This is a genomic window from Hyphomonas sp. NPDC076881 (assembly GCF_050269995.1).
Classification (GTDB): Bacteria; Pseudomonadota; Alphaproteobacteria; order Caulobacterales; family Hyphomonadaceae; genus Hyphomonas.
In genome coordinates this window covers 225073-247419 of the sequence record NZ_JBNNJJ010000003.1, presented here as the reverse complement: position 1 = coordinate 247419, position 22347 = coordinate 225073, and the positions used below count along the sequence as shown (strand labels likewise).

Genomic DNA, 22347 nt, shown 5'->3' with positions numbered 1-22347 from the left:
CGCGGGATTATGGCTGTGGTGGATCTCTTCGACCTGCCCCGCGAGGGCGTCCTGCTGGGCATTGACCCCGGCACCGCCACCATTGGCGTTGCCGCCACAGACCGTATCCGCATGATGGCCTCGCCGGTCGAGACGATCCTCAAAAAGAAGCTCGCCCCCGCGCTGGACCGTCTGTTCCAGGTCTACGACCAGCGCGAAGCCGTCGGCCTGATCGTCGGCCTGCCCCTGAATGTCGATGGCAGCATGGGCCCGCGCGCCCAGTCCGTCCGCACGCTGGTGTCCAGTCTCCTGAAGGTGCGCGACCTGCCGGTCGCCTTCCAGGATGAGCGCTATTCCTCCGCCGAGGCGGGCGATGTGCTGCGCGCCGCCGGGGCCTCCCGCCGCCACCGCGAAGCGGGAATCGACGCCGCCGCCGCCGCCATCATCCTGCAAGACGCCCTCTCCCGTCTGGAGCAACGCAAGTGAACGCCTTTCTCATCGCGCTGCTGCCGGTCATCCTGATTGTCGCCCTCGGCCAGCTGCTATCGACGCGCCGCTGGATACAGCCGGAAGCCTTCCGGGCCATCGACCGGCTCTCTTTCCTTGTCCTTCTGCCAGCCCTTATCGTCCGGGCTCTGGCGAATGCAGAGTTTGACACCGCCCCCTGGCAGATGGTGGCCACGCTGGTGGCCGCCCAATGTGCAATGGGCGTGGTCGGGCTGGCCGCCTATGGCTGGCCCGGCATTGACCGCCCCGCGATCGGCACGATCATCCAGTCAAACGTACGCTGGAATACGATTATCGCCCTCTCCCTCGGCGCAGCGCTGTTTGGCAATGAGGGCGTCGCCCTTGTGGGCCTGGCCGCGGCTGTCATGATCCCGGCAGCGAACGTCATCTCGGTCTACGCCCTCACCGCACATGCAGACCGCCCGCCGGGCACAAAGCCGCGGCCCTTTCTCGCCATGACGCGCAATCCGCTGGTCATCGCCTGCATCATCGGCATCGCGCTCGCCGCCGCGCATATCCGCATTCCCGCCGCCATCGACGAAACCCTGAAAGTCCTCGCCAATGCCGCCATCGCCACGGGCCTGCTCAGCGCCGGGGCGGGGGTTGACCTCAAGGCGCTCACCCGCGCGGGCCTGCGCACGTTCACCTGGTCGTTCATCCGCCTGTTCGGCATGCCGGCGCTGGTTCTAGCGATCGGCTTGCCGCTGGGGCTCTCCGGGTTGCCGCTAGCCATTGCCCTCCTCTGCGCAGCCACCTCCACCGCCCCGAACTCCTATGTTCTGGCCCGCGAACTCGGCGGTGACACAACGCTCGCCGCAAACTTCATCGCGGTTCAAACCGTGCTGGCGAGCCTCACCCTGCCGCTGACCTGGGCCCTGATCCTGTGGCTTGGGGCGGTGTGAAGCCGCCCCCAAAGCTCATCCTCGGTGAAGTCGAAGGATCGGGCGGGCTCACCCGCGCAGCTCGAAATCCACCACCACCCCGAAATGATCCGAACGCACCAGCCCCTCTGGGCTGACCGCAGATCGCCCTGCCACACCGGTCACCCGCACCGCGCCCGCAACCGCCACATGATCCACAGTCTGCGCTTCAATGCCGGGAAGCTTTCCGCGCGTAGCGATCTCATATCCCTCAAAGGCCCGCTCCAGCATCTCGTAGGAGCGAAGCGAGCCATAGGTGCGCGGCATCCGGCGATTGAAATCACCCATCACGATCACCGGCCCTTCCTGTCGCCAGCGGGCAAGGCCTGGGGTGAGGGCTTCAATAAACCGCTCATGCTGCGCCCAAGGCGCCGCCTTCTCCGCCTGCCTGTAAGGCCGGGCCATGTGATAGGGGATGCAGATACCCGCAACGCGCACCCGGCGCCCGCCCACCTCCGTTTGTCCGGACATCACGCCTCCCACGGCGGCGGCGGATTCCACAGGGTCCACATCGGTCCAGGGGTTAGCCGACCAGAGCAACACCTTGCGCTCCCCCGCCGCCTGCCGGCTCCACGCAACGCCCCGCGCCGCAATCACATGCCCGCCCATCTCCGCAAGGGATGCCTCCCAGCCTTCCGTCACGCAGATCAGGTCAGGGCCAAGACCGCAGATTTCCCTTACCAGAGAAGCCGATCTCGCCGAGCCGGGCCGGTTGCGCTCAATATTCCAGTTCACCAACCTCATCGCCCGCCCTGCGCCCCTCCGGATCCATCGCGCTACCGGTGACCGGAAACGACTTGCGATTATCTGAAGCATCCTTCCGGATGTGACCATACCCGGCAGTTGCCCGGCAATTCCGTGAGGGTCAGACTAGGCGCCGCGCCGGGCGGAGCGTGCCCCTCCGAAAGAGGCACACGCCCGCCTTTGCTTCAGCCCATCAGGCACGCGCGCCGATATACATTAGGGGATCGCTGTATCCGGGCTTCCCGTCTTCCACGCGGCCTGCCAGCCGCAACACGGCGCCCTGTGTCTTCACGGTGAAATCATACCAGCCATAGCTGTCCGCCACCGCCCAGCGTGCCTTTCTGCCCGCGCCTGCCGCCAGCACCAGAGGCTGGTCCGCATTCTCAGCATAAAGATCTTCACCGACTACCACATCCACGGCCCCAGCGCCCTTGTTTGCGATCTCAAGATCAAGCGCCGCACCACTTTTGTCGTAGCGCGCAGTCAGTACCGGCAGCGTTGCGCCCGCCGCCAGCGCAATGCCGCGCATGAAGCCGTTCGGCCCCAGCACCACAAGGTCGATGCTACCATCGGCAGCGGCCTTCCACCGGTCGTCCAGCGCTTTCCCGGCCTCCACGCAGTAGCGCCGTGGCAGTTTGCCGAGATCGTTCTTGTCATACACGTGGAAGGCCACCCCCACCGAGCCTTCATTGATGAAGCGGAGCGCAACACCCGCATCATCCGTATGCGCATCAACATGCAGCACATAAGGCAGCGGCCGGGCGCGGCGCAGGCCCTGCTCCTGGAACAGGTCTTCGGCCGCGCGCGGCGGCAGCAGGCGGGGCCGCTTGAGGTGTTCGGCAAGCACCGCAACCGAGCCCTTGGCGTCTGGCAGCGGCGGGAATTCGCGGTCCCCCGCCAGCGAGAAATCGAAACAGGAGGTCAGGTCACCACACATCCGGCGATGCCAGGGGCTGATCGCAGGAATGGTGATGTCGAACCGCTTTTCGAGAAACCGGCCAACGGCCGTGTGGTCGAAGGTCTCCGAATTGACCCAGCCACCCTTGCTCCACGGAGAGACCACATAGAGCGGCACGCGCGGACCAAGGCCCCAGGGCCGTGTCGTGCCCGTCGCATTGTCGTCGCGCGAGGTGTACTTGTCCTCATGGTCATCGAAATACTCGCCGGCGAGATCAAAGGTGGCCTTGCCCGCCAGCGTGCCATCAGGATTGAAGGACGGCGGCGCAGGCGGCGCCAGATGGTCGAACAGGCCGTCATTCTCATCGAATGTTTGCAGGAAGACAGTGCTGGCCCACACATCCGGATTGGAGGTCAGCGCCTCCAGAACGCGGGCCGTGAACTCCGCCCCTTCGATGGGCGTCGAGGCGCTGGGATGTTCCGACCACTCCTTGGGCGGCAGCACCCATGAAACCGCCGGCAGCGTGCCATTCTTCACGTCTTCTTCCAGTTGCTCCAGCGACCAGTGGCGCATGCCCCGCTCGTAAAGGGCGTCGCCGGGCTTTGACTCGCGGAAACCGGTGAAGGCGAGACAGCCATGCATCGCCCCGGTCCAGTTGTCGTTGGGGTCCTGATAGATGCGCCAGTCGATGCCGTGCTGTTCCAGCACTTCGGGAATGGTTTCCCACTCCAGGTCATTGCCCTGATAGGTATAGCCCGGCTCAGGCAGCGCGCCCTTCACCCAGCAGCGCAGGTTATTGGGCTCGGACTTGTCGTCACGGCAGTTGCGGCCGGATGCCTGTTCGCGCGGATCATGCGCCGAACCGGACCAGAAAACGATGCGGTTTGGATCAGTGCCCGTGGTGATGGAGCAATGATAGGCGTCGCAGATGGTGAAGGCCTCGGCGAGCGCGAACTGGAAGGGAATATCTTCGCGCTCATAATAGCCCATCGAATAATCCGTCTTGTACTTGGGCCACAGGCCAAAGCTGCCCTGGTTCCAGGCCGCCTGCGCATCCGAAAAGCTGTGCGGCGTGCCGGGCACCTTCATCGCATTGGTCTTCGCGGTATCCAGCCGGAATGGCGGCAGCACCCGCGCGCCGTTCGACTGTTCCCACACGGTCCGCCCGCCGGGCAGCGGCACCGTATGCCGGTCCCCGAAACCGCGCACGCCCTTCATCGTCCCGAAATAGTGGTCGAAGCTGCGATTCTCCTGCATCAGGATAACCACATGCTTCACATCCTTGATGGTGCCGGTGGCGCGCTGGGCAGGAATGGAAAGCGCCCGCGCAATGCTGGCGGGCATCGCGGCGGCCGCGCCGATAAGTCCTGCGGCCTTGAGAAAGTCGCGTCTGTTGTTCATCACCATGTTCGGAAATCCTTGCGTTTGATCGAAATTGGACGAAACGTTGCCGCGTCATGGCGGAAACTGGCCCCTTCCCCGGATCAGAGCGCCTCGGATTTCCTTAGAATCGTGATGTGACAGCCGAGTGAAGCGTTTGCTTCCATCGTGCGACAACCAGCACTTGCCCCGCCGGAGAATCCCGCCTACACCGCCGCAAATCTGAGGTATTCCGATGGCGCCGCGTAGGCCAGACTACACCTTCACGCACGAGCATCTGCTCGGAATCGAAGGCCTTCATCCTCTCGACATTGCCCATATTCTCGATCTGGCAGACAGCTATGCCGAGAAAACCCGTGCGGGCATCCGTCCCGAACCGGTGCTGACCGGAAAGACGGTGGTAAACCTCTTCTTCGAGAATTCCACCCGTACAATGTCGAGCTTCGAGATTGCCGCCCGTCGCCTTGGCGCGGATGTAGTCTCCATGCCGGTGGCCAATTCTTCGGTGAAGAAGGGCGAAACGCTGATCGACACGGCGATGACCCTGAACGCGATGAAGCCGGACGCGCTCGTCGTGCGCCACTCCGCTTCGGGCGGGGCAAAGCTCCTCTCCCGCAAGGTGGACTGCGCGGTGATTAATGCTGGCGACGGCACGCATGAACACCCCACCCAAGCACTGCTGGACCTGCTGACCATCCGCCGTGTCAAAGGCCGCATCGAAGGCCTCAAAGTGGTCATCTGCGGCGACGTTGCCCACAGCCGCGTTGCCCGCTCCACCACGATGGCGCTCCACCTGATGGGCGCGCGCGTGCATCTCTGCGGACCCAGAACTCTAATCCCTCCGGGTACGGACACCTGGGGCGCCGAAAGCGCCGGCACGGATTTCGACGCTGTGCTGAAAGGCGCTGATGTCGTAATGATGCTGCGCCTACAGCTGGAGCGGATGAACGGCTCCTTCCTGCCCAGCCGCCGCGAATATTTCCGCTATTTCGGCCTCACCGCCGAGCGTCTGGCCCTTGCCAAGCCCAACGCCACCGTGATGCATCCCGGCCCGATGAACCGCGGCGTGGAAATCGAAAGCAAGATTGCCGATGGGCCAAGCTCGGTCATCACCCAACAGGTCGAAATGGGCGTCGCCGTGCGCGAGGCTGTCCTCCACCTACTCGCGGGAGGCCGCGCATGAGCCTGCAGATCATCAATGCCCGCCTGCTTGATCCGGCAACGGAGCTTGACGCGCCGGGCGCCATCCTCGTTGAAAACGGCCGGATCAAGGACATCCGCGAAGGCGTTGAAGCGACATTCACCGGCGCAACAACAACCATCGACGCCGCAGGCCTCTGCCTGGCGCCGGGTTTGATCGACATGCGCGTCAAAACCGGCGAGCCCGGCGACGAGCAGAAGGAAACTCTGGAAACCGCTTCCCGCGCGGCCCTCTCCGGCGGCATCACCAGCTTCGTCGTGATGCCGGATACGCGCCCCGTCATTGATGATGTCGCCCTCGTCCAGTTCATCGCCGAGCGCGCGCGGGAAACCTCCAAAGCCCGCATCTATCCCGCTGGCGGCCTCACCGTGGGGCTGACCGGCGAAGCGATGGCGGAGCTTGGCCTGATGGCAGACGCTGGCGCCATCCTTTTCACCAATGGCGATATTCCAGTCGCCAATGCGCAGGTGATGAAGCGCGCGATGGCCTATGCTGCCAGCCGCGGCGCCATCGTCATGTCACGCCCGGACGAGCGCGCGCTCACCGGCAGCGGCGTGATGAATGCTGGCGCCTTTGCCGCGCGCGCAGGCCTCTCCGGCATTCCGGCAGACGCCGAATGGATCGGTGCCATGCGCGATGTGACACTGGCCGAGCAGACCGGCTGCACGCTGATCCTCGATCAGGTGTCCACCGCCCGCACACTGGAAATCGCCACCGCCGCCCGCAAGCGCGGCGCGAAGGTTTACACCACCGCCGCCGCTCATTCCCTGTTCTTCAACGAGCGCGACGTTGGCGACTATCTCACCTATTGCAAGGTAAACCCGCCCTTCCGGGATGAGACCACCCGTCAGGGCCTGATCGCCGCCCTGAAAGCCGGCGAGATCGACGCGGTCGTCTCCGCTCATGATCCTCAGCCCCCGGAAGAAAAACGCCTGCCTTTCGGCGAAGCGGCCTTCGGCGCGGCCGGCCTTGAAACCGTGCTCTCGGCCCTGCTGAACCTGCACCATGACGGCCCGCTCACCCTGCTCGAAGCCATCGCCCCGGTCACCCTTGGCCCAGCCACCATACTCGGCCTCCCGCAGGGCCGCCTTGCCAAGGACGCCCCGGCAGACCTCATCCTCTTCAATCCCGGCAAGCCCTGGCTTTGTGAGCGCGAAGACCTCCTCTCCCGCTCCACCAACTCCCCCTTCGATGGCCGCCGCCTTCAAGGCCGCGTGATGCAGACCTTCGTGGGCGGCGAGCGGGTGTTCAAGCGGTAAGGGAATGCAGAAGCGCAACAACCTCACTACCGGCCCCATCGGCCCGGCGCTGATCGCCTTCACGCTGCCCACACTCGCCTCCTCCATCCTGCAGTCGGCCAATGGCTCGATTGACACGATCTGGGTCGGCCGCCTGCTGGGCGAAGATGCTGTCGCCGCGACGACCAACGGAAACCTGGTCGTCTTCCTGCTGACGGCGTTTGTCTTCGGTTTCGGCATGGCCTCTACGATCCTGATCGGCCAGTCGATGGGCCGTAGCGATGTCACGGCTGCCCGGCGCGTTGTGGGCACGGTGATCGGCACCTTCCTGCCCGTCTCCGCCGCGCTGGCCATTGCCGGCTGGTTCCTGGCGCCCGCGCTGCTGGGTGTTCTGGAGACACCGGCTGAGGTCGTGCCGCTGGCCATCCAGTTTCTCCAGATCATCTTCCTCGCTCTGCCGGCCGTCCTTATCATGACAATGCTGATGATGGCCCTGCGCGGGGCGGGCGACGCGATGACACCGCTGATCTTCATGGCGGTGGCTGTCGTCATCTGCGCGTCGCTGAACCCGTTTCTTATTCTTGGCATCGGCCCTTTTCCGCGTCTCGGCATCGGCGGGTCGGCCCTGTCATTGACCATCGCCAATTATATCAGCCTCGCCGCCATGCTGGTTTACGTCTACTGGCGCGACATGCCCCTCCGCCTGCGCGGCCCGGAACTGGCCTACCTGAAGCCGGACCTTTCCATTCTGCGGCTGATGGTCGTGAAAGGCTTGCCCATGGGCCTGCAGATGATCGTTATCTCCGGCTCGCTGCTCGCCATGATGTCCCTCGTCAACCGGCAGGGCATCGATACCACCGCCGCCTTCGGCGCCACGCAGCAGCTCTGGACCTATGTTCAGATGCCGGCCATGGCCATCGGTGCCGCCGTCAGCGCCATGGCCGCCCAGAATATCGGCGCAGGCAGGTGGGACCGGGTAGACCAGATCACCCGCACCGGCATCCTGTTTAACCTTGCCCTCACCGGCGCGCTGGTCATGCTGCTTCTGCTGACGGACCGGGCGGCGATGATGATCTTCCTCGGCGGCGCCAGTGACGCGGTTGCCATCGGCCAGAACATCGCGCGTCTCGCCACCTGGGGCTTCATACCCTTTGCCGTCACCATGGTGCTGTTCGCCACGGTGCGTGCCAATGGGCAGGTCATCTGGCCGCTGATCATCCTCTTCATCTCCATGTTTCCGGTACGCCTGGGCTTTGCCTATGGCTTGCAGGGCTGGCTCGGTTCGGATGCCATCTGGTACAGCTTCCCGGCGGGCATGGTCGTCACCATGCTGCTTGCCATCGTGCTTTACCGGTTCGGCAACTGGCGCAGCGAGCGTGACATGCGCGTGCCGGATGCCGATACCGCTGAAGCGTCTGCCTTGGCGGCCACCGTTTCAGGCGAAACCACCTCTTCCATCGGCGCCGCGGCCAATCCGCCGCGCCGGAAGAGTGAAGACTAGGCTGCGCACAGTGTTGGCGCGCTGGATTCCCGGGATATAATCGGCTCAAATTCTTTTACGCCGCTAATCAGGAATGCCCGAATGACCAGCACGCCCGACCTCATCAGCCGCTACTACGCCGCCTTCAACGCCAAGGACTGGAACTCCATGGCGGGCTGTGTTTCGGAAAATATCAATCACTTCGTCAATGAGGGCGACAAGCGTGGCGGGCGCGCAGCCTTTGCAGACTTCATCGCCCATATGGATGACTGCTATGACGAGACCCTGACCGACATCGTGGTGATGGCCTCACCGGATGGCACCCGCGCCTCGGCGGAGTTCATCGTTAACGGCATCTACAAGAAGACAGATGCCGGCCTGCCCGAAGCCACCGGCCAGACCTACCGCCTGCCCGCCGGCGCCTTCTTTGATGTGGAGGATGGCGAGATTCAGCGCGTCACCACCTATTACAATCTCAAAGAATGGATCCGGCAGGTATCATGATCGTCCGCCCTCTGACGGGAGAAGACCTGGAGCGCGCCCTGCCCGCGCTCGCGCGTCTGCGGATCGAAGTGTTCCGCGCGTTTCCCTATCTCTATTCCGGCACGGAAGAGTATGAGCAGAAATATCTGCGTACGTTTGCAAAGGCGCGGGATGCCTTAATCGTTGCTGCAGAAGAAGAGGGGCAGATCGTCGGCTGCGCCACAGGCTCTGCCATTGATGATCATCACGGGGAGTTTGCCGCGCCCCTCAAGGCCGCCGGGTTTGACCTTTCTTCCACATTCTATTTTGGAGAGTCTGTGTTGAAATCCGGCTTTCGCGGCGGGGGGCTCGGCCATGCCTTCTTCGATGCCCGCGAAAAGCACGCGCAGGATCGCGGCTATGCCCGCGCCTGCTTCTGCGCGGTTGATCGGCCCGCCAGCCACCCCCTGCGCCCGGCCGATTACAGCCCCCTCGACAGTTTCTGGCAGAAGCGGGGCTACCGCAAGCTGCCGGGCCTTGTTACGGAGTTCGCATGGCCCACGGAGCCCGGCGGTCCAGACCTGCCCCACCCCATGACCTACTGGCTACGCGAATTCTGATCCCGGCGCCTCACTTCAAGAAAGACTGCTGAATGTCCCGATCCCTGCCAAGCCTCGTCCTCGCCGCCGCCCTGGCGCTCAGTGCCTGCGCGCCCGCCGCGCCCCCGCCGCCGCCCACACCGGCAGAGCTGCCGGAAGCCAATGCGGAAAACATCCGTGCCGATATGGAATTTCTGGCCTCGGACGATCTGGAAGGCCGCGAAGCGGGCACGCCCGGCTTTGATCTGGCCGCAGACTATGTTGCCGCCGAGTTTGCTGAAATCGGCCTGAAGCCTGCGGGAGACGCGGGCAGCTATATGCAGACGATCTCCTTCCTGCGGTCCGTTCGCGCACCGGAGGGCCGCCTGATGGAAGTCACCAATACGGCGACTGGCGCCACCATTCCGTTTACGGAAAATGTTGACTACGCAATGGGCAATTCGCTCTCCGCGCCCGTGAGCGATGTGACAGGCGAAGCCGTGTTCGTCGGCTTCGGCATCGTCGCGCCGGATCTTGGCCGGGATGACTATGCCGGGCTCGACCTCAACGGCAAGATCGCCGTGATGCTCTCAGGCACCCCCAAGGGTATCCAGAGCGAGGAGCGCGCCTTCTATGGCAGCCGCAAGTTCGTGAACGCTTCCGAGCGCGGCGCCATCGGGATCGTCACCCTGGAAACGCCTACCTCGCGCGGCGTTTACCCGTTCGAACGCCTTATCCGCGAAGGCCGCCTGGATGGCGCAGGCCTCACCTGGATCGGCGCAGACGGCACACCCTTCGACCGGGCCCCAAATATCAAGGCAGGCGCCTCCGTCTCCATGGAGAGCGCAGCGAAACTGTTTGAAGGCACCGGCGAAAGCTGGCCCGCCATCCTGGAAACGGCCGAAGCCGAAGGTGGCAACGTAAATGGCTTTGCCCTGCCCTACACCATCCACCTCACGCAGACGTCCACGCATGATCAGGTCCAATCCGCCAACGTCATCGGCATGATTGAAGGCGCCGATCCCATCCTCAAGAACGAAGTCATCGTGCTGACGGCGCACCTCGATCATATCGGCATCACAAAAGGCATCGAAGGCGACCAGATCAACAATGGCGCGCTCGACAATGCCAGCGGCATCGCCACATTGCTTGAGGCCGCCCGCATGCTGAAGGCCGGCCCCGCGATGAAACGCTCCGTCATGTTCATCGCCCTGACCGCTGAGGAGAAGGGCCTGCTGGGCGCGCAGTATTTCGCGCTGAACCCAACCGTGCCCAAAGGCAACATCGTCGCCAACGTCAATCTCGACATGCCGATCCTGACCTATCCCTTCACCGATCTCGTTGTCTTCGGCGGCGCCCGCTCCACCATCATCGAGGAAGTCGAGAAGGCAGCTGCGGAGATGAAGATTACCCTGAGCCCGGACCCTGTGCCGGATCAGGGGCTTTTCACCCGGTCAGACCATTTCCGCTTCGTCGAAGCGGGCATCCCGTCTGTCTATCTCATCCCCGGCTGGCAGAATGGCGGCGCCGAAGAGTTCGCCCGTCACATGACGACCAACTATCACCGCCCGTCAGACGACATGACCAACGCCATCGACTTTGACGCCGCCGCCCGTTTTGCCGCCATCAAGGCGCGCATTGCGCTCGCCCTCGCCAATGCCGACCAACGCCCCCTCTGGCGCAAGGACGACTTCTTTGCCCGCCAGTTCAACGGGCCAATGGAGCCTTGACCCCTCTGCTGCCCGGCCCTGCAGAGGGCCGGGCATGTCCCTCCCGCCGGTAAGGCACTGGAATCGCAGGCCCTCTCGTTAGGTCAGTCGTGGACAGTCCCTTAAGGGCCGTTAAAGTCCGCCGCGAGACGAAGCGGGCGCCTCTGCGCACAGGCTTCACACCCGGAGGAGATACGTCATGCACCCCTGTCATCACGCGCGGACCCATCCCGATAAACCCGCCATCATCATGGCCGGATCGGGCGAAACCATCACGTTCCGCCAACTGGACGAGCGCTCCAACCAGATCGCCCACGCCCTGCGCGCGGCAGGCTGCCAGCCCGGCGACACCATCGCCATCTTTGCGGAAAACTCGCCGCGCTATTTCGAAATCTGCTGGGGCGCCCAGCGGGCCGGTCTTTACTATGTCTGCATCTCCTCGCGGCTCACCGCGCCGGAAGTGAAATACATCATCGAAGACTCCGGCTCCAAGCTGCTCATCGCGGGCGCCAACAAGGCGAGCGTTGCCCTGGAGGCCGCCAAGGCCGCTGGCTTGAAAGACCTCTGGTCCATTGACGGCGAAGTTGCCGGCTTCACCGCTCTGGAGGCCCACGCCGCCTCCTTCCCCAAGACACCGGTTGCCGACGAGATGGCAGGCACCGACATGCTCTACTCCTCGGGCACCACCGGCCGCCCGAAAGGCATCCGCCCGCCGCTGGAGCGGAACCTGCCGATCGATGCCGACAACATCCTCGTCCAGATCGCCCGCGCGATGTCCGGCGCCAGTCCGGACTCCGTCTATCTCTCGCCCGCCCCGCTTTATCACGCTGCGCCGCTGCGCTGGTGCATGACCTTCACGCGCATCGGCTCGACCGTCATCGTGATGGAGAAATTCGATCCGGAAGACTTCCTGAAAGCGGTCGAGAAATACAAAGTCACGCACACCCAGGTCGTGCCGACCATGTTCGTGAAGATGCTGAAACTGCCCGAAGACGTCCGCAAGAAATATGACGTCTCCAGCATGACCTTCGCCATCCACGCCGCTGCGCCCTGCCCGGTTCCGGTCAAGGAACAGATGATTGCCTGGTGGGGCCCGGTCATCGACGAATACTATGCCGGCTCTGAAGGCAACGGCATGACCTATGTGAAAAGCCCTGACTGGCTGACCCACAAAGGCACGGTCGGCCGCGCCATCCACGGCAAGGTTCACATCTGCGACGAGGAAGGCAACGAGCTTCCCATCGGCGAAGAAGGCCAAGTCTACTTCTCCGGCACCACGCCGCCGAATTATCACAACGATCCGGAAAAGAACAAAGCCGCGCTTAACCCCAAGCATCCCGACTGGTCGTCCCTCGGCGATGTCGGCAAGCTGGATGAAGACGGCTTCCTGTATCTCACCGACCGTAAGGCCTTCATGATCATTTCCGGCGGCGTGAATATCTATCCGCAGGAAACCGAGAACGTCCTGATCACCCACCCGAAAGTGGCCGATGTGGCGGTGATCGGCGTGCCGGATGAGGAGTTCGGCGAGGCGGTGAAGGCCGTGGTCCAGCCGATGCCGGGCATTGCCCATTCCGAGGAACTGGCAGCCGAGTTGATGGCCTTCGCGCAGGCAAATCTCTCGAAGCTGAAATGCCCCAAGAGCATCGACTTCGATCCCGAACTGCCGCGCCACCCGACCGGCAAGCTCTACAAGCGCCTCATCCGTGACCGCTATTGGGGCAACAAGAACAGCCGCATCGTCTGATCGCGCGGCGGCTTTATCAGAATCAGAATTCAAGGGCCGCAGCCGTGCGGCCCTTTTTTTACGTCACAGCAGCCAGCTATCCGGGTTTTCCACCATCTCGCCGGCGGCAAGCGCCTGCAAGCCCTTCACGATCCGCACGATGTACCAGACCAGCGCCGCCAGGAAGAGCAGGAGCCCGATCAGCAGGAAAGTCAGCAGACCCGAGATCACGCAATACAGCAGCATCTTCCAGAAGATGTTGATCTGGTTGCGATAATGGTTCTCTACCAGAGCGTCTCCCTTGCCCTTGCCGAGATAGGCCATCACCACGCCGATCAGCGCCAGCACCTGAAAGAAGACAGGTGCCACAATGTAGAGAAAATAGATAAGGTTGGCATTGCCCCGGTTACCGGGTTCAATCGAAATCGTTGGCGACTCGGCCATTTCTGCCTCCCTCGTCAGCCCTGCCACGCCCATGGCGGCAGCCCGCATTAGGCTGTTTGGGGTTGACGCTCAGTTAACCTTGCAGATTGGCCCGCGCCGCGCCACAAGAAGTCTTATACATTCAAGGAGGAATCCCATGGCCAATCCGCGCAAAATTGCCTACGCTGATCTCGAATCCCTGGCTGGACAGGAAGTCGGTGTGTCCGACTGGCACGTCATCGACCAGGCCCGGATCAACCTCTTCGCTGACGCCACCGGCGACCATCAGTGGATCCATGTGGATGAGGAAAAAGCCAAGCAGATGATGGGCTCCACCATCGCCCATGGCTTCCTCACCCTGTCGCTGCTCCCGATGCTCGGCGCCGAAGTGCTCCGCGTGGAAGGCGTCACCCGCGGCATCAACTACGGCTCCGATAAAGTCCGCTTCACCAACATGGTGCCCGTGAACTCCAAGGTTCGCCTCCGCCAGAAATGCCTGTCGGTCGAGGCCAAATCGGGCGGCAAGCAGATGAAGATGGAAGCCACCGTCGAGATCGAAGGCCAGGAGCGCCCCGCCCTGATCGCTGAATCGATCACGGTGCTTTACGGCTAAGGGCCAGCCCGTCTGATTGCCAGACAAACAAAGGGAGGCGTTTCGCCTCCCTTTTTCTTTGCCCTCAGATTTCGCCGCGATTGAGCGTCAGCGCACGCCGCAGCGCCCGCGCGTCCCAAAGCGCGTTGTGCTGAATGGCGCCTTCAAGGTCACTCGGCCAGGCGGACACCTGCATCAGCTTCAGCGTCAGATCCGGTATCCGCACCATCTGTCCCGGCGACAGGATCAGGCATTGCATCAGATGCGTCAGGTCTTCCGGCCAGTCGGCAATCACGCAAGGGGCGGTTTCGTTCTTCAGGAAGGCCTGAATGGCGCGCCCGAACGCCTCCTGCGGTAACACCACCGGCCGCGCCCCGCCCACATCCAGCAGCGGCAGAACATGCTCCTCCACCCATGGGTGCAGGCCCAGCGTCTCAAGCTCAGCATGCGGACGGCAGAGGTAGAGCTCACCAGCCTCACCCGACAGGGCAAGGCTGATGAGCTCTCCGCCAAAACCGTTGAACTCGCAATCTAGGCAGTAGAGCAAGCGCCCTAGTCCTCGCGCGCGATCTTCAGATTCTCTACCTTGCCGACAGCCGCCAGAGCAAAGGCATACTCTGTGGCCACTTCCTTCAGGCCCTCAAACCGGCCCGAAGCGCCGCCATGCCCGGCATCCATATTGATGCGCAGGAAATACGGGCCAGCGTCCGGTGCCTCGTGACGCAGCTTGGCGGCCCATTTCGCCGGCTCCCAATACGTCACCCGCGGATCGGTCACGCCACCCGTGATCAGCATCGCCGGATAGGGCTTGTTGTTCACCTGGTCATAGGGGCTGTAGGCGAGGATGGTGTCATAGGCGGCTTCATCCGTCAGCGGATTACCCCATTCCGGCCACTCCGGCGGGGTCAGCGGCAGGCTTTCATCCGACATTGTGTTCAGAACGTCCACGAACGGAACAGCCGCAATGATGCCACCGAACAGCTCCGGATCCATGTTCGCCGCAGCGCCCATCAGCAGACCGCCGGCCGACCCGCCATGAGCCACCACGCGGCCCTTGGCGCTATAGCCCTGGGCAACAAGATATTCCCCGGCAGCCACGAAGTCTTTGAAGGTATTGGTCTTCTTCTCCAGCTTACCGTCCAGATACCATTGATAGCCCTTCTCCATGCCGCCCCGGATATGGGCGATGGCATAGATAAAGCCGCGGTCCACAAGGCTGAGACGCCCCGTGCGGAAGTCTGCTGGCATCGACATGCCATAGGAGCCGTAGCCGTAAAGCAGCAGCGGCGCCGTGCCATCCACAGGCGTATCCTTGTGGCGCAGGATTGTGACCGGCACCTCCGCCCCATCCCAAGATGGCGCCATGATCCGCTCAACCACATAGTCGGCGGGGTTATGGCCCGAGGGCACTTCCCGCGTCTTGCGCAGGGTCTTCTCGCGCGTGTTCAGATCATAGTCGAACACCTGGTCGGGCGTGGCCGGTGAGGCATAGTCAAAGCGCAGGATCGGCGTCTGATAGTCATACCCGCCTTCCAGCCCCAATTCATAAGCGGCTTCGTCAAAGCTGATCGAATGGGTCGAGCCATCAGCGCGCGCCTGGATCACGATGCGCGGAAGGCCATTCTCGCGCTCCATGATCGTCAGATAATCCTGCTGCGCCGTGATACCCATAAGCAGCGTACCCGGACGATGCGGGATAACCTCTTCCCACTCAGCCGGAGACATGGCGCTGAGCGGCGCCTTCATCAGCTTGTAGTCCACTGCCCCATCCATATTGGTGATGATGTAGAACTCACCATCCCATTGGGTCACGGAATATTCGTGATCCGTCACGCGCGGCGCAACCGTGCGCAGCTTCGGGTTCAGTTCATCAGAAGGGAACCAGTGGATTTCCGACGTCGTATGGCCGGACGCATTGACAAGGATCAGTTCCTCGCTCTCGGTCGTGGAGATGCTGACGAAGAAAGCCGGATCCTGCTCCTCATAGATCAGCGTGTCCTCGCCGCTTTCCAGGCTGCGCTGGTAAACCGCGTTCGGGCGCCCATTGGAATCGCGCGCCACCCAGAAGATCGCCTTGCCGGTCTTGCTCCACTCCATCGGCCCGTAAGCGTTCTCGATCAAGACGCCGGTATCTTCGCCCGTCTCGATATTCTTTACCCGGATCTCGTAGAATTCGCTGCCTTTCAGGTCCGTGCCATACGCGATGAAGTTATGGTCCGGGGAAACCTCAATGTCTCCAAAGGCGAAATAGTCCTGCCCATCGCCCAGCGCGTCACCGTCCAACAGCAACGTCTCGGGCGCCTCGGGATTGAACGCATCCGCCGCCGGCCGGCGTGCAAACACGGCATACTCACCCCCTTCACGGAAGCGCGTATAATACGCCCACGGACCATCAATATCCGGAACCGAGCTGTCGTCTTCCTTGATGCGCCCGCGCATCTCGGCAAACAACTCCTCGCGCAGCGCCGCCGTCGGATCTTCCAGAACGGTCTTGGTGAAGGCATTCTCCGCCAGCAGGTAATCGCGGATGTCGGCGCGCAGCAGCGACGGCTCGCGCATCACCTCCTGCCAGTTCTCATCCTTCAGCCAGTTATAGGGGTCGTTCCGCGTGCGGCCGAGCTGCGTGATCTCGTGATCAATGCGCGGGGCCACTGGCGGGGCCGGCCATGAGGCCGCCGGCGTGTCTGCCACCAGCGCCGCAGACGTGTCCGTCTCTTCGTTCACTGTCATACATCCAGTTAAAAAGGTTGTTGCGGCCACCAGGCCGGCGAGATTTGCAGCAAGGCGCATGGGGGGCTCCGCTTATCGATATTCGAAATATCTGAAGCGAGCTGCCCCCAATTGTCCAGCCCTTCCTTACTCGGCGGGCCTGAAATCCAGCACGATCCCGTTGATGCACCAGCGCATACCCGTCGGCGGCGGCCCGTCATTGAAGACGTGCCCCATATGCATGCCGCAGGTGGCGCAATGGCATTCGGTGCGCGCCACGCCGATCTTGTAGTCGGTCTTGGTGCCCATCAGGCCCTCGCCAATCGGCCGCCAGAAGCTCGGCCAGCCCGTACCGGAATCAAACTTGTGCTCGGACGACCAGAGCGGCGTATCGCACCCCTTGCAGTGATAGATGCCCTTGCGCTTCTCGTCCTGATAGTTGCCGGGGGTAAAAGCCCGCTCAGTGCCTTCGCCAAAGCCCACGGCAAACTCCTGCTCGGTCAGCCGTTCACGCCATTCGCGCTCGGTGCGGGTAATTTTCGGCATCGCCATAGCGCGCTCTCCTGTCTCGGTTTCCCGCCTAATATAGGCATGACCAGCGATCTTCCACCCTCGCGCCCTCAGCCTATTCGCGAGCCGGTACAAAATTCCGCTGTTCTTAACCCGCAATAACCCGTTGCGGCGCCGGTGGCCTTTGCCTATACAGCGCCTCTCGGTCGGAGCGTGGCGCAGCCCGGTTAGCGCACTAGTCTGGGGGACTAGGGGTCGGAGGTTCGAATCCTCTCGCTCCGACCATGAAATTTCCGGGGAAAACAGAGACACAAACCCCGGCGTGTCATCCCGGCCAAGGCCGCGCAGCGGCCGCAGAGCCGGGACCTTCTTTCATTAAAAAGCGAACTTGAGCACCTACTTGGGATAGCCCGTTCACCGAAACGATCCCCGCGCGCAAAAGTTTAGGCGCAAAGTCAAAAAGTACCGCGTCAGGGTTTTCCCAACGCAGTACTGGTTGGACTTCTACTTTCGCAACAGGCGGATAAGCTCGGTGATCAGTGCATCCAAGTACTGAACCACCGAAAACTCCCGCGCGCCCAATTCTAGTGTCTCGTCATGATGCGGTCCGCCTACCGGACCAGATCGGTGAACCGCACCCGCGTCTATATCTTCAATAATACCGTAGCTAATAGCTCTCTCATACTGAGACCATTCGAGAAGCTGATGTAGTTCTTTCATTTTGAACAATCCTTGTTCGTCCGAGCATTGTTGCTCGAATCGAACATGGCATGGAGTGCGTTGACCCACGGTGGACCGCCTTGCGGGCTTGGTTCAGCACCCGCTCGCAGCACGTAAAAGCGCAAACGCGCAACCAGTCTTAAAAGCGAAATGCGTCAGCCCTCTCGCCGCGCCCGCAGCGCGTCGAGCTTCGCCTTCAGCTCCGACAGCTCGTTCAGTGTTTCGTTCAGCCGCTCGCGGCGGGCCTCCGGGGTTGCCGGCACATCGCCATAGGCGCGGGCGAGTGTTTCCTGAAGCGCGCGGGCGTGGCCAGCGGCGGGGCTCATGTCCGGCGTGATCGCGGCGGTGCCTTCCAGAACAGCGGCTACGCCCTGCTCGGTCAGCACGGCCTTGGCGCCTTTCAGCGTCATGCCCCGCTCATGCACCAGAATGCGGATCGCCCGCAGCGCGTCGAGATCCTGCGGACGGAAGAGGCGGCGCCCATCGGGCCGCTTCACGGGGCTCACCTGTTTCGGAAAGCGTGTTTCCCAGTACCGCAGCACATGGGTTTCCAGGCCGAGTTCAGCTGCGGCTTCACCGATGGACCTGTAGGCATCTGCTGATTTCTCAATCCGGGCTTTAAGTGCCGTCATGCAGGTGCCTCCTTGGTTGCCTAGTCTCCGCCGACTTGCGATTTCAGCATCGGCGAGGGACGGAACGTCACGACCCGGCGGGCGGCAATCGGGGCCTCTTCGCCGGTTTTCGGGTTGCGTCCTTCACGGGCCGCCTTGGAGCGGACCACGAAGTTGCCGAACCGCGCCAGCTTCACTTCCTGTTCCTGCTCCAGCGCCGCCCCGATCAGGTCCAGCGTTCTGTCCAGCAGGTCAGCGGATTCCTGACGGGTCACGCCCACTTCTCGGACGATGGCATCAGTCACTTCAGCGCGGGTAAGTGTACGGTCGCTCATTCTGTCAGCCCGTTTCTCTCAATGAAGCCTAAGCCCGCAATCTTAACGAATTCCTAGCAGAGGCGTTAGCTAAATTTGTGTCAGATTTCTTCCGAATCAAAGCCGGAAGAGGCTGGCGCCCCAGGAGAAACCGCCGCCCATCGCTTCTGACAGGACCAGATCGCCCGGTTTTGCGCGGCCCGAACGCACAACATGGTCCAGCGCCAGCGGGATAGACGCTGCCGACGTATTGGCGTGTTCGGTGACCGTGACGACCACCTTCTCCTCCGGAATGCTCATCTTTTTGGCGACCCCGTCGAGGATGCGCTTGTTGGCCTGGTGGGGCACGAACCAATCGATGTCGTCAGACGTCAGCCCGGTTTCCGCCAGAACGGCCTCAATGGCAGCGGAGATATTGGTCACCGCATGCTTGAACACCTTGTTCCCCTCCATCCGCACATGGCCGATGGTGCCGGTGGAGCTGACGCCCCCGTCAACGTAGAGCAGGTCCGATTTCGTCCCGTCGGTGCGGATATGGTGGGTGATGATGCCGGCATCGTCTGCCCCGTCCCACTCCACCGCTTCCAGCACCACCGCGCCGCCGCCATCCCCAAACAGCACGCAGGTGCCCCGGTCAGACCAGTCGAGAATGCGGGTAAATGTCTCCGCACCGATCACCAGCGCCTTGTTGAACAGGCCCTGCTTCATCAGCGAGTCTGCCGTGGCCAGCGCAAACAGAAAGCCAGAGCACACTGCCTGCACATCAAACGCCGCGCCGGGCCCAGTGCCCAGCTTCGCCTGCACCGCCGTCGCCGTCGCCGGAAAGGTCTGGTCCGGCGTCGTCGTCGCCAGCACGATCAGGTCGATCTCTTCAGGCTTCATGCCCGCCGCGTCCAGCGCCCGGCGCGCCGCCTGCACGGCAATGTCGGAGGTCAGCTCACCATCGGCCGCAATGTGGCGCTTCTTGATACCGGTACGCTCCTGGATCCACGAATCGGTGGTCTCGACCATCGTGGAGAGTTCGTCATTCGTCAGAACACGTTCAGGCAGATAGCTGCCGGTGCCACGGATAAAGCTGCGCTTTCCCATTCTGCGTATCCTCGTCTGGCGCCCGGCGCCGTTACTCTGCTGCCAGACCGCCGGTTCCGACGCGGGCAAGGTTTGCCGCAATCTCGGTCCGGTAATCACTCAATGCCAGGTCAGCGGCCAGCACGCAGGCGCGCGCGAACCCGCGGGCATCTGCCCCGCCATGGCTTTTCACCGAAACCCCGCCAAGCCCGATCAGCACGCCGCCGTTCACATTGCTGGGATCCATGAAATCCTTCAGACGCTTCAGCCCGTTCATGGCAAGCGCTGCGCCCATCTTCGAGCTGAGATTGGCCGTGAACGCTTCCCGCATCCGGCTCGCCAGCATCCGCGCCACGCCCTCGCCGGTCTTCAGCGCCACATTGCCCGTGAAGCCATCGGTCACCACGACATCCACCGCCCCTGCAGAGATGTCATCGCCCTCGACAAAGCCGCGATAATCCATCTTCAGCGGTGAGTTGCGCAGCAGCTCATGGGCTTCGCGCACCTCCTCATGGCCCTTCATCTCTTCCGAACCGATATTCAGCAGGCCCACCGATGGCCGCTCAACGCCCAGCGTCGCACGGGCAAACGCCTCGCCCATAATCGCAAAGGTCACCAGCTGCTCGGCATCGGCCTCCACATTGGCGCCCACATCCAGCACCACTGTGCGCCCGCGCAGCGTCGGCCACAGCGCGGTCATCGCCGGGCGGTGGACGCCCTCCATCTTGCGCAGCTGCAGCATCGAGATCGCCATCAGCGCCCCGGTATTGCCCGCAGAGACTGACGCATCGGCCCGCCCCTCCTTCACCGCTTCCACGGCATTCCACATCGACGTGCCCTTGCCCCGGCGCAGCGCCTGGCTGGGTTTCATGTCGCTCGTGATCTTCTCGGCGGCGTGAACAATGGTCACCTTCGCCGCCAAGCCCGGCTTGGCCGCCACCAGCGGCGCCAGCAGCGCCTCATCGCCGTGCAGCAGCACATGCGCATCCGGCCGCTCCGCGAGAAACTCGGCGGTTCCGTCAATGGTGACGCCCGGCGCGGCATCACCGCCCATGGCATCAATCGAGAGCGTCAGTTTGCGCTGCATGGAGAAAAGACCGCGGTTACGGCGTTGTGCGTATTTTTGCGTGGTTTAAGTGGCGCCGCCCCTCAAAGCAACGGGAGAGATGCGGTGCGCCACACCCGATTGTAGTTCAGACCGCCGGCGCACTCCCGCCACAGGCGAACCCGCCGGAGAGGATTTCCGTGTCGCTCTGGCCCGCAAACAGCGCCTGATACCGGCGCAGCGCCGCTGCCAGCGCGCCTGCCGTGTCCGCCGCCGTCACCCCGTTGCGCTGCAACACCGCTGCCAGCACCTCGTCCGAATCATCTTCCCGCAACGCCTCCACCAGCGCCCGGCCCAGCCCCGAATGGGCTTCCGCCAGCGTGCGCACCTTGCGGGCGATGGAATGGTCGCCCACACCTTTCTCCCGGAAGGCGGCATCAAATCCGTCCAGCACCCTGGCGTTCAGCCGCTCCGTCAGCTCCGCCGCCAGCGGCCCGCCCACCTCGGCAAACCGGGCACAAGCCAGCGCCGTCATCGCCGTCACCATCTGCGCGCGGCCCTCGAAAGTGTCGGGCACGCCGCGTGTCTCGTAGTGGACCGGCATCAGGGCTTCGCGCACAAGCCGGCCATGCGCCTGGGCCACAGCCTTTTTGAGTGCCCCGGGCCTGCGGAACCAGCTGCCTGAAAAAGCGATCACCCCTGTACTCCAATGCTTGCCAAGCCCGGTTACCTGTCGCTAGGTCTGCGGTCAAAGCCTATAGGAGCCATAAATGGCGCGTCTTTCCCTTGTAGCCGCTGGCCTTCTTGCCGCACTGCCGCTGACAGCCTGCCTCAGCCCGGCGCGGGATTTCCACGGCTATATCGCAGATGAAGTCCAGCCGATCGACATCAAGCCGGGCGAAGACACCCGCTCAACCGTTCTGGCCCAGCTTGGCTCCCCCTCCACAGAGGGCCTCTTCGACACCAACATCTGGTTCTACTACTCTGACATCCAGGAGCGGTTTGCCTTCTATCGCCCGAAAGTCGTTGAGCGCAGCATCGTCGCCATCCGCTTCACCGAAGACGACGCCGTGGATGAAGTTGTCCGCTACAATGTCGAAGACGGCCAGATCGTCTCCTACGCCTCGCGTGAAACCCCCACCCGCGGCCGCGAACTCGGCTTCTGGGAACAGATCTTCGGCACCGTCGGCGCCATGCGCCTGCCCAATACGGACGAGCGCACACCCGACAACCCGACTGGCCGCCGCTGAGGCTGACGCACTTCCAGAAAATCCAAAGGCCGCAACCGGGACCCCGGCTGCGGCCTTCTTCGTTCAGAAGGGGCAAGCGGCGGCCGCCAGTGGCCACCGGGGCATCCCTTGACGCTTGGCGTGTCAACGGTGCCCCTACCGGGGCCTCGTTTGTCCTGCTGAACCTCCCGGCGCCGCATTCTGGCGGGCGGCGCTTCTGCATCGAAAAAGAATAGCCGCCGCCGGGGCCACGCCCAATCGAAAGCGTCATGCCCCGTCATAGAATTTGCCGATATGTGCGCCG

23 protein-coding genes and 1 tRNA gene are annotated in these 22347 nt (G+C 63.0%); 12 read left to right on the top strand and 12 right to left on the bottom strand.

Features of this window, described 5'->3' with window-relative positions:
* Positions 1–9 precede the first annotated feature (9 nt).
* Both ruvX and ACQKI2_RS04865 read left to right on the top strand, forming a co-directional pair.
* Complete coding sequence (ruvX, locus tag ACQKI2_RS04870) at positions 10–465, top strand: Holliday junction resolvase RuvX (protein ID WP_427378581.1); 456 nt, start codon at positions 10–12, stop codon at positions 463–465.
* Positions 462–1388, top strand: a complete 927-nt coding sequence (locus ACQKI2_RS04865; RefSeq protein ID WP_427378580.1) for an AEC family transporter — start codon at positions 462–464, stop codon at positions 1386–1388. The genes ruvX and ACQKI2_RS04865 overlap by 4 nt, the downstream gene beginning before the upstream one ends.
* Positions 1389–1436: 48 nt before the next feature.
* Here the strand turns inward: ACQKI2_RS04865 and ACQKI2_RS04860 are convergent, their stop codons facing one another.
* Positions 1437–2141 (bottom strand): endonuclease/exonuclease/phosphatase family protein, encoded by a 705-nt coding sequence (locus ACQKI2_RS04860; protein WP_427378579.1) that lies wholly within the window; start codon positions 2139–2141, stop codon positions 1437–1439.
* A gap of 202 nt (positions 2142–2343) precedes the next feature.
* Positions 2344–4455 carry a phosphocholine-specific phospholipase C gene (locus tag ACQKI2_RS04855; protein ID WP_427378578.1) on the bottom strand — a complete coding sequence of 704 codons (2112 nt, stop codon included), beginning with the start codon at positions 4453–4455 and terminating at the stop codon, positions 2344–2346.
* A gap of 208 nt (positions 4456–4663) precedes the next feature.
* Here ACQKI2_RS04855 and ACQKI2_RS04850 point away from each other — a divergent pair, with 208 nt between their 5' ends.
* From ACQKI2_RS04850 to ACQKI2_RS04820, 7 genes are all read left to right on the top strand, one after another.
* A complete protein-coding gene (locus ACQKI2_RS04850; protein ID WP_427378577.1) occupies positions 4664–5611 on the top strand; it encodes an aspartate carbamoyltransferase catalytic subunit in 948 nt (315 codons plus the stop codon).
* Positions 5608–6888 carry a dihydroorotase gene (gene pyrC / locus ACQKI2_RS04845; protein WP_427378576.1) on the top strand — a complete coding sequence of 427 codons (1281 nt, stop codon included), beginning with the start codon at positions 5608–5610 and terminating at the stop codon, positions 6886–6888. The genes ACQKI2_RS04850 and pyrC overlap by 4 nt, the downstream gene beginning before the upstream one ends.
* Positions 6889–6892: 4 nt before the next feature.
* Positions 6893–8368 carry an MATE family efflux transporter gene (locus tag ACQKI2_RS04840; protein ID WP_427378575.1) on the top strand — a complete coding sequence of 492 codons (1476 nt, stop codon included), beginning with the start codon at positions 6893–6895 and terminating at the stop codon, positions 8366–8368.
* 81 nt (positions 8369–8449) lie between these two features.
* Positions 8450–8851 (top strand): ketosteroid isomerase-related protein, encoded by a 402-nt coding sequence (locus ACQKI2_RS04835; RefSeq protein ID WP_427378574.1) that lies wholly within the window; start codon positions 8450–8452, stop codon positions 8849–8851.
* Complete coding sequence (locus ACQKI2_RS04830; RefSeq protein WP_427378573.1) at positions 8848–9429, top strand: N-acetyltransferase family protein; 582 nt, start codon at positions 8848–8850, stop codon at positions 9427–9429. Before ACQKI2_RS04835 ends, ACQKI2_RS04830 begins: the two co-directional genes overlap by 4 nt.
* Positions 9430–9461: 32 nt before the next feature.
* Positions 9462–11117, top strand: a complete 1656-nt coding sequence (locus tag ACQKI2_RS04825; RefSeq protein ID WP_427378572.1) for a M28 family metallopeptidase — start codon at positions 9462–9464, stop codon at positions 11115–11117.
* A 178-nt stretch (positions 11118–11295) separates the two neighbouring features.
* Complete coding sequence (locus tag ACQKI2_RS04820; protein WP_427378571.1) at positions 11296–12843, top strand: acyl-CoA synthetase; 1548 nt, start codon at positions 11296–11298, stop codon at positions 12841–12843.
* A gap of 63 nt (positions 12844–12906) precedes the next feature.
* Here the strand turns inward: ACQKI2_RS04820 and ACQKI2_RS04815 are convergent, their stop codons facing one another.
* On the bottom strand, positions 12907–13266 hold the full coding sequence (locus ACQKI2_RS04815; protein ID WP_427378570.1) for a DUF4870 family protein: 360 nt from the start codon (positions 13264–13266) through the stop codon (positions 12907–12909).
* Between the two features lie 136 nt (positions 13267–13402).
* Between ACQKI2_RS04815 and ACQKI2_RS04810 the strand changes: the two genes are divergently transcribed.
* Positions 13403–13858, top strand: coding sequence for a MaoC family dehydratase (locus ACQKI2_RS04810; protein ID WP_427378569.1), 456 nt, complete (start codon positions 13403–13405; stop codon positions 13856–13858).
* Between the two features lie 64 nt (positions 13859–13922).
* On the opposite strand, the gene ACQKI2_RS04805 is transcribed toward ACQKI2_RS04810, so the two are convergent.
* The 3 genes from ACQKI2_RS04805 to msrB all read right to left on the bottom strand — a co-directional run bounded on the left by ACQKI2_RS04805 (position 13923) and on the right by msrB (position 17098).
* Positions 13923–14384 (bottom strand): hypothetical protein, encoded by a 462-nt coding sequence (locus ACQKI2_RS04805; protein WP_427378568.1) that lies wholly within the window; start codon positions 14382–14384, stop codon positions 13923–13925.
* Between the two features lie 5 nt (positions 14385–14389).
* Positions 14390–16627, bottom strand: a complete 2238-nt coding sequence (locus tag ACQKI2_RS04800) for a S9 family peptidase (protein WP_427378567.1) — start codon at positions 16625–16627, stop codon at positions 14390–14392.
* A gap of 66 nt (positions 16628–16693) precedes the next feature.
* Positions 16694–17098 (bottom strand): peptide-methionine (R)-S-oxide reductase MsrB, encoded by a 405-nt coding sequence (gene msrB, locus ACQKI2_RS04795; RefSeq protein ID WP_427378566.1) that lies wholly within the window; start codon positions 17096–17098, stop codon positions 16694–16696.
* Positions 17099–17263: 165 nt separating this feature from the next.
* Between msrB and ACQKI2_RS04790 the strand changes: the two genes are divergently transcribed.
* Positions 17264–17341: transfer RNA gene (locus ACQKI2_RS04790), tRNA-Pro, on the top strand.
* A gap of 219 nt (positions 17342–17560) precedes the next feature.
* On the opposite strand, the gene ACQKI2_RS04785 is transcribed toward ACQKI2_RS04790, so the two are convergent.
* The 6 genes from ACQKI2_RS04785 to ACQKI2_RS04760 form a co-directional block, all read right to left on the bottom strand.
* Positions 17561–17776 (bottom strand): hypothetical protein, encoded by a 216-nt coding sequence (locus ACQKI2_RS04785; RefSeq protein ID WP_427378565.1) that lies wholly within the window; start codon positions 17774–17776, stop codon positions 17561–17563.
* Positions 17777–17931: 155 nt separating this feature from the next.
* Entirely contained in the window at positions 17932–18408 is a 477-nt protein-coding gene (locus ACQKI2_RS04780) for a MerR family transcriptional regulator (protein ID WP_427378564.1), read from the bottom strand.
* Positions 18409–18428: 20 nt separating this feature from the next.
* Complete coding sequence (locus tag ACQKI2_RS04775; RefSeq protein WP_035594445.1) at positions 18429–18722, bottom strand: integration host factor subunit alpha; 294 nt, start codon at positions 18720–18722, stop codon at positions 18429–18431.
* A 96-nt stretch (positions 18723–18818) separates the two neighbouring features.
* Positions 18819–19790, bottom strand: coding sequence for a beta-ketoacyl-ACP synthase III (locus tag ACQKI2_RS04770; protein WP_427378563.1), 972 nt, complete (start codon positions 19788–19790; stop codon positions 18819–18821).
* A gap of 31 nt (positions 19791–19821) precedes the next feature.
* Positions 19822–20856, bottom strand: a complete 1035-nt coding sequence (gene plsX, locus ACQKI2_RS04765) for a phosphate acyltransferase PlsX (protein WP_427378562.1) — start codon at positions 20854–20856, stop codon at positions 19822–19824.
* Between the two features lie 106 nt (positions 20857–20962).
* The gene (locus ACQKI2_RS04760; protein ID WP_427378561.1) at positions 20963–21511 is read right to left on the bottom strand and encodes a ubiquinol-cytochrome C chaperone family protein; all 549 of its coding nucleotides are present in this window, start codon (positions 21509–21511) and stop codon (positions 20963–20965) included.
* A 73-nt stretch (positions 21512–21584) separates the two neighbouring features.
* On the opposite strand from ACQKI2_RS04760, the gene ACQKI2_RS04755 reads away from it, so the two are divergent.
* Positions 21585–22064, top strand: coding sequence for an outer membrane protein assembly factor BamE (locus ACQKI2_RS04755; RefSeq protein ID WP_427378560.1), 480 nt, complete (start codon positions 21585–21587; stop codon positions 22062–22064).
* The last annotated feature ends 283 nt before the right edge of the window (positions 22065–22347 follow it).

What these genes read in the sequence shown, in the direction of transcription:
- ruvX (WP_427378581.1), top strand. Translation starts at nt 10, where the DNA reads ATGGCTGTGGTGGATCTCTTCGACCTGCCCCGCGAGGGCGTCCTGCTG.
- ACQKI2_RS04855 (WP_427378578.1), bottom strand. Translation starts at nt 4,455, where the DNA reads ATGGTGATGAACAACAGACGCGACTTTCTCAAGGCCGCAGGACTTATC.
- ACQKI2_RS04850 (WP_427378577.1), top strand. Translation starts at nt 4,664, where the DNA reads ATGGCGCCGCGTAGGCCAGACTACACCTTCACGCACGAGCATCTGCTC.
- pyrC (WP_427378576.1), top strand. Translation starts at nt 5,608, where the DNA reads ATGAGCCTGCAGATCATCAATGCCCGCCTGCTTGATCCGGCAACGGAG.
- ACQKI2_RS04840 (WP_427378575.1), top strand. Translation starts at nt 6,893, where the DNA reads ATGCAGAAGCGCAACAACCTCACTACCGGCCCCATCGGCCCGGCGCTG.
- ACQKI2_RS04835 (WP_427378574.1), top strand. Translation starts at nt 8,450, where the DNA reads ATGACCAGCACGCCCGACCTCATCAGCCGCTACTACGCCGCCTTCAAC.
- ACQKI2_RS04830 (WP_427378573.1), top strand. Translation starts at nt 8,848, where the DNA reads ATGATCGTCCGCCCTCTGACGGGAGAAGACCTGGAGCGCGCCCTGCCC.
- ACQKI2_RS04825 (WP_427378572.1), top strand. Translation starts at nt 9,462, where the DNA reads ATGTCCCGATCCCTGCCAAGCCTCGTCCTCGCCGCCGCCCTGGCGCTC.
- ACQKI2_RS04820 (WP_427378571.1), top strand. Translation starts at nt 11,296, where the DNA reads ATGCACCCCTGTCATCACGCGCGGACCCATCCCGATAAACCCGCCATC.
- ACQKI2_RS04815 (WP_427378570.1), bottom strand. Translation starts at nt 13,266, where the DNA reads ATGGCCGAGTCGCCAACGATTTCGATTGAACCCGGTAACCGGGGCAAT.
- ACQKI2_RS04810 (WP_427378569.1), top strand. Translation starts at nt 13,403, where the DNA reads ATGGCCAATCCGCGCAAAATTGCCTACGCTGATCTCGAATCCCTGGCT.
- ACQKI2_RS04800 (WP_427378567.1), bottom strand. Translation starts at nt 16,627, where the DNA reads ATGCGCCTTGCTGCAAATCTCGCCGGCCTGGTGGCCGCAACAACCTTT.
- msrB (WP_427378566.1), bottom strand. Translation starts at nt 17,098, where the DNA reads ATGGCGATGCCGAAAATTACCCGCACCGAGCGCGAATGGCGTGAACGG.
- ACQKI2_RS04785 (WP_427378565.1), bottom strand. Translation starts at nt 17,776, where the DNA reads ATGAAAGAACTACATCAGCTTCTCGAATGGTCTCAGTATGAGAGAGCT.
- ACQKI2_RS04780 (WP_427378564.1), bottom strand. Translation starts at nt 18,408, where the DNA reads ATGACGGCACTTAAAGCCCGGATTGAGAAATCAGCAGATGCCTACAGG.
- ACQKI2_RS04775 (WP_035594445.1), bottom strand. Translation starts at nt 18,722, where the DNA reads ATGAGCGACCGTACACTTACCCGCGCTGAAGTGACTGATGCCATCGTC.
- ACQKI2_RS04770 (WP_427378563.1), bottom strand. Translation starts at nt 19,790, where the DNA reads ATGGGAAAGCGCAGCTTTATCCGTGGCACCGGCAGCTATCTGCCTGAA.
- plsX (WP_427378562.1), bottom strand. Translation starts at nt 20,856, where the DNA reads ATGCAGCGCAAACTGACGCTCTCGATTGATGCCATGGGCGGTGATGCC.
- ACQKI2_RS04755 (WP_427378560.1), top strand. Translation starts at nt 21,585, where the DNA reads ATGGCGCGTCTTTCCCTTGTAGCCGCTGGCCTTCTTGCCGCACTGCCG.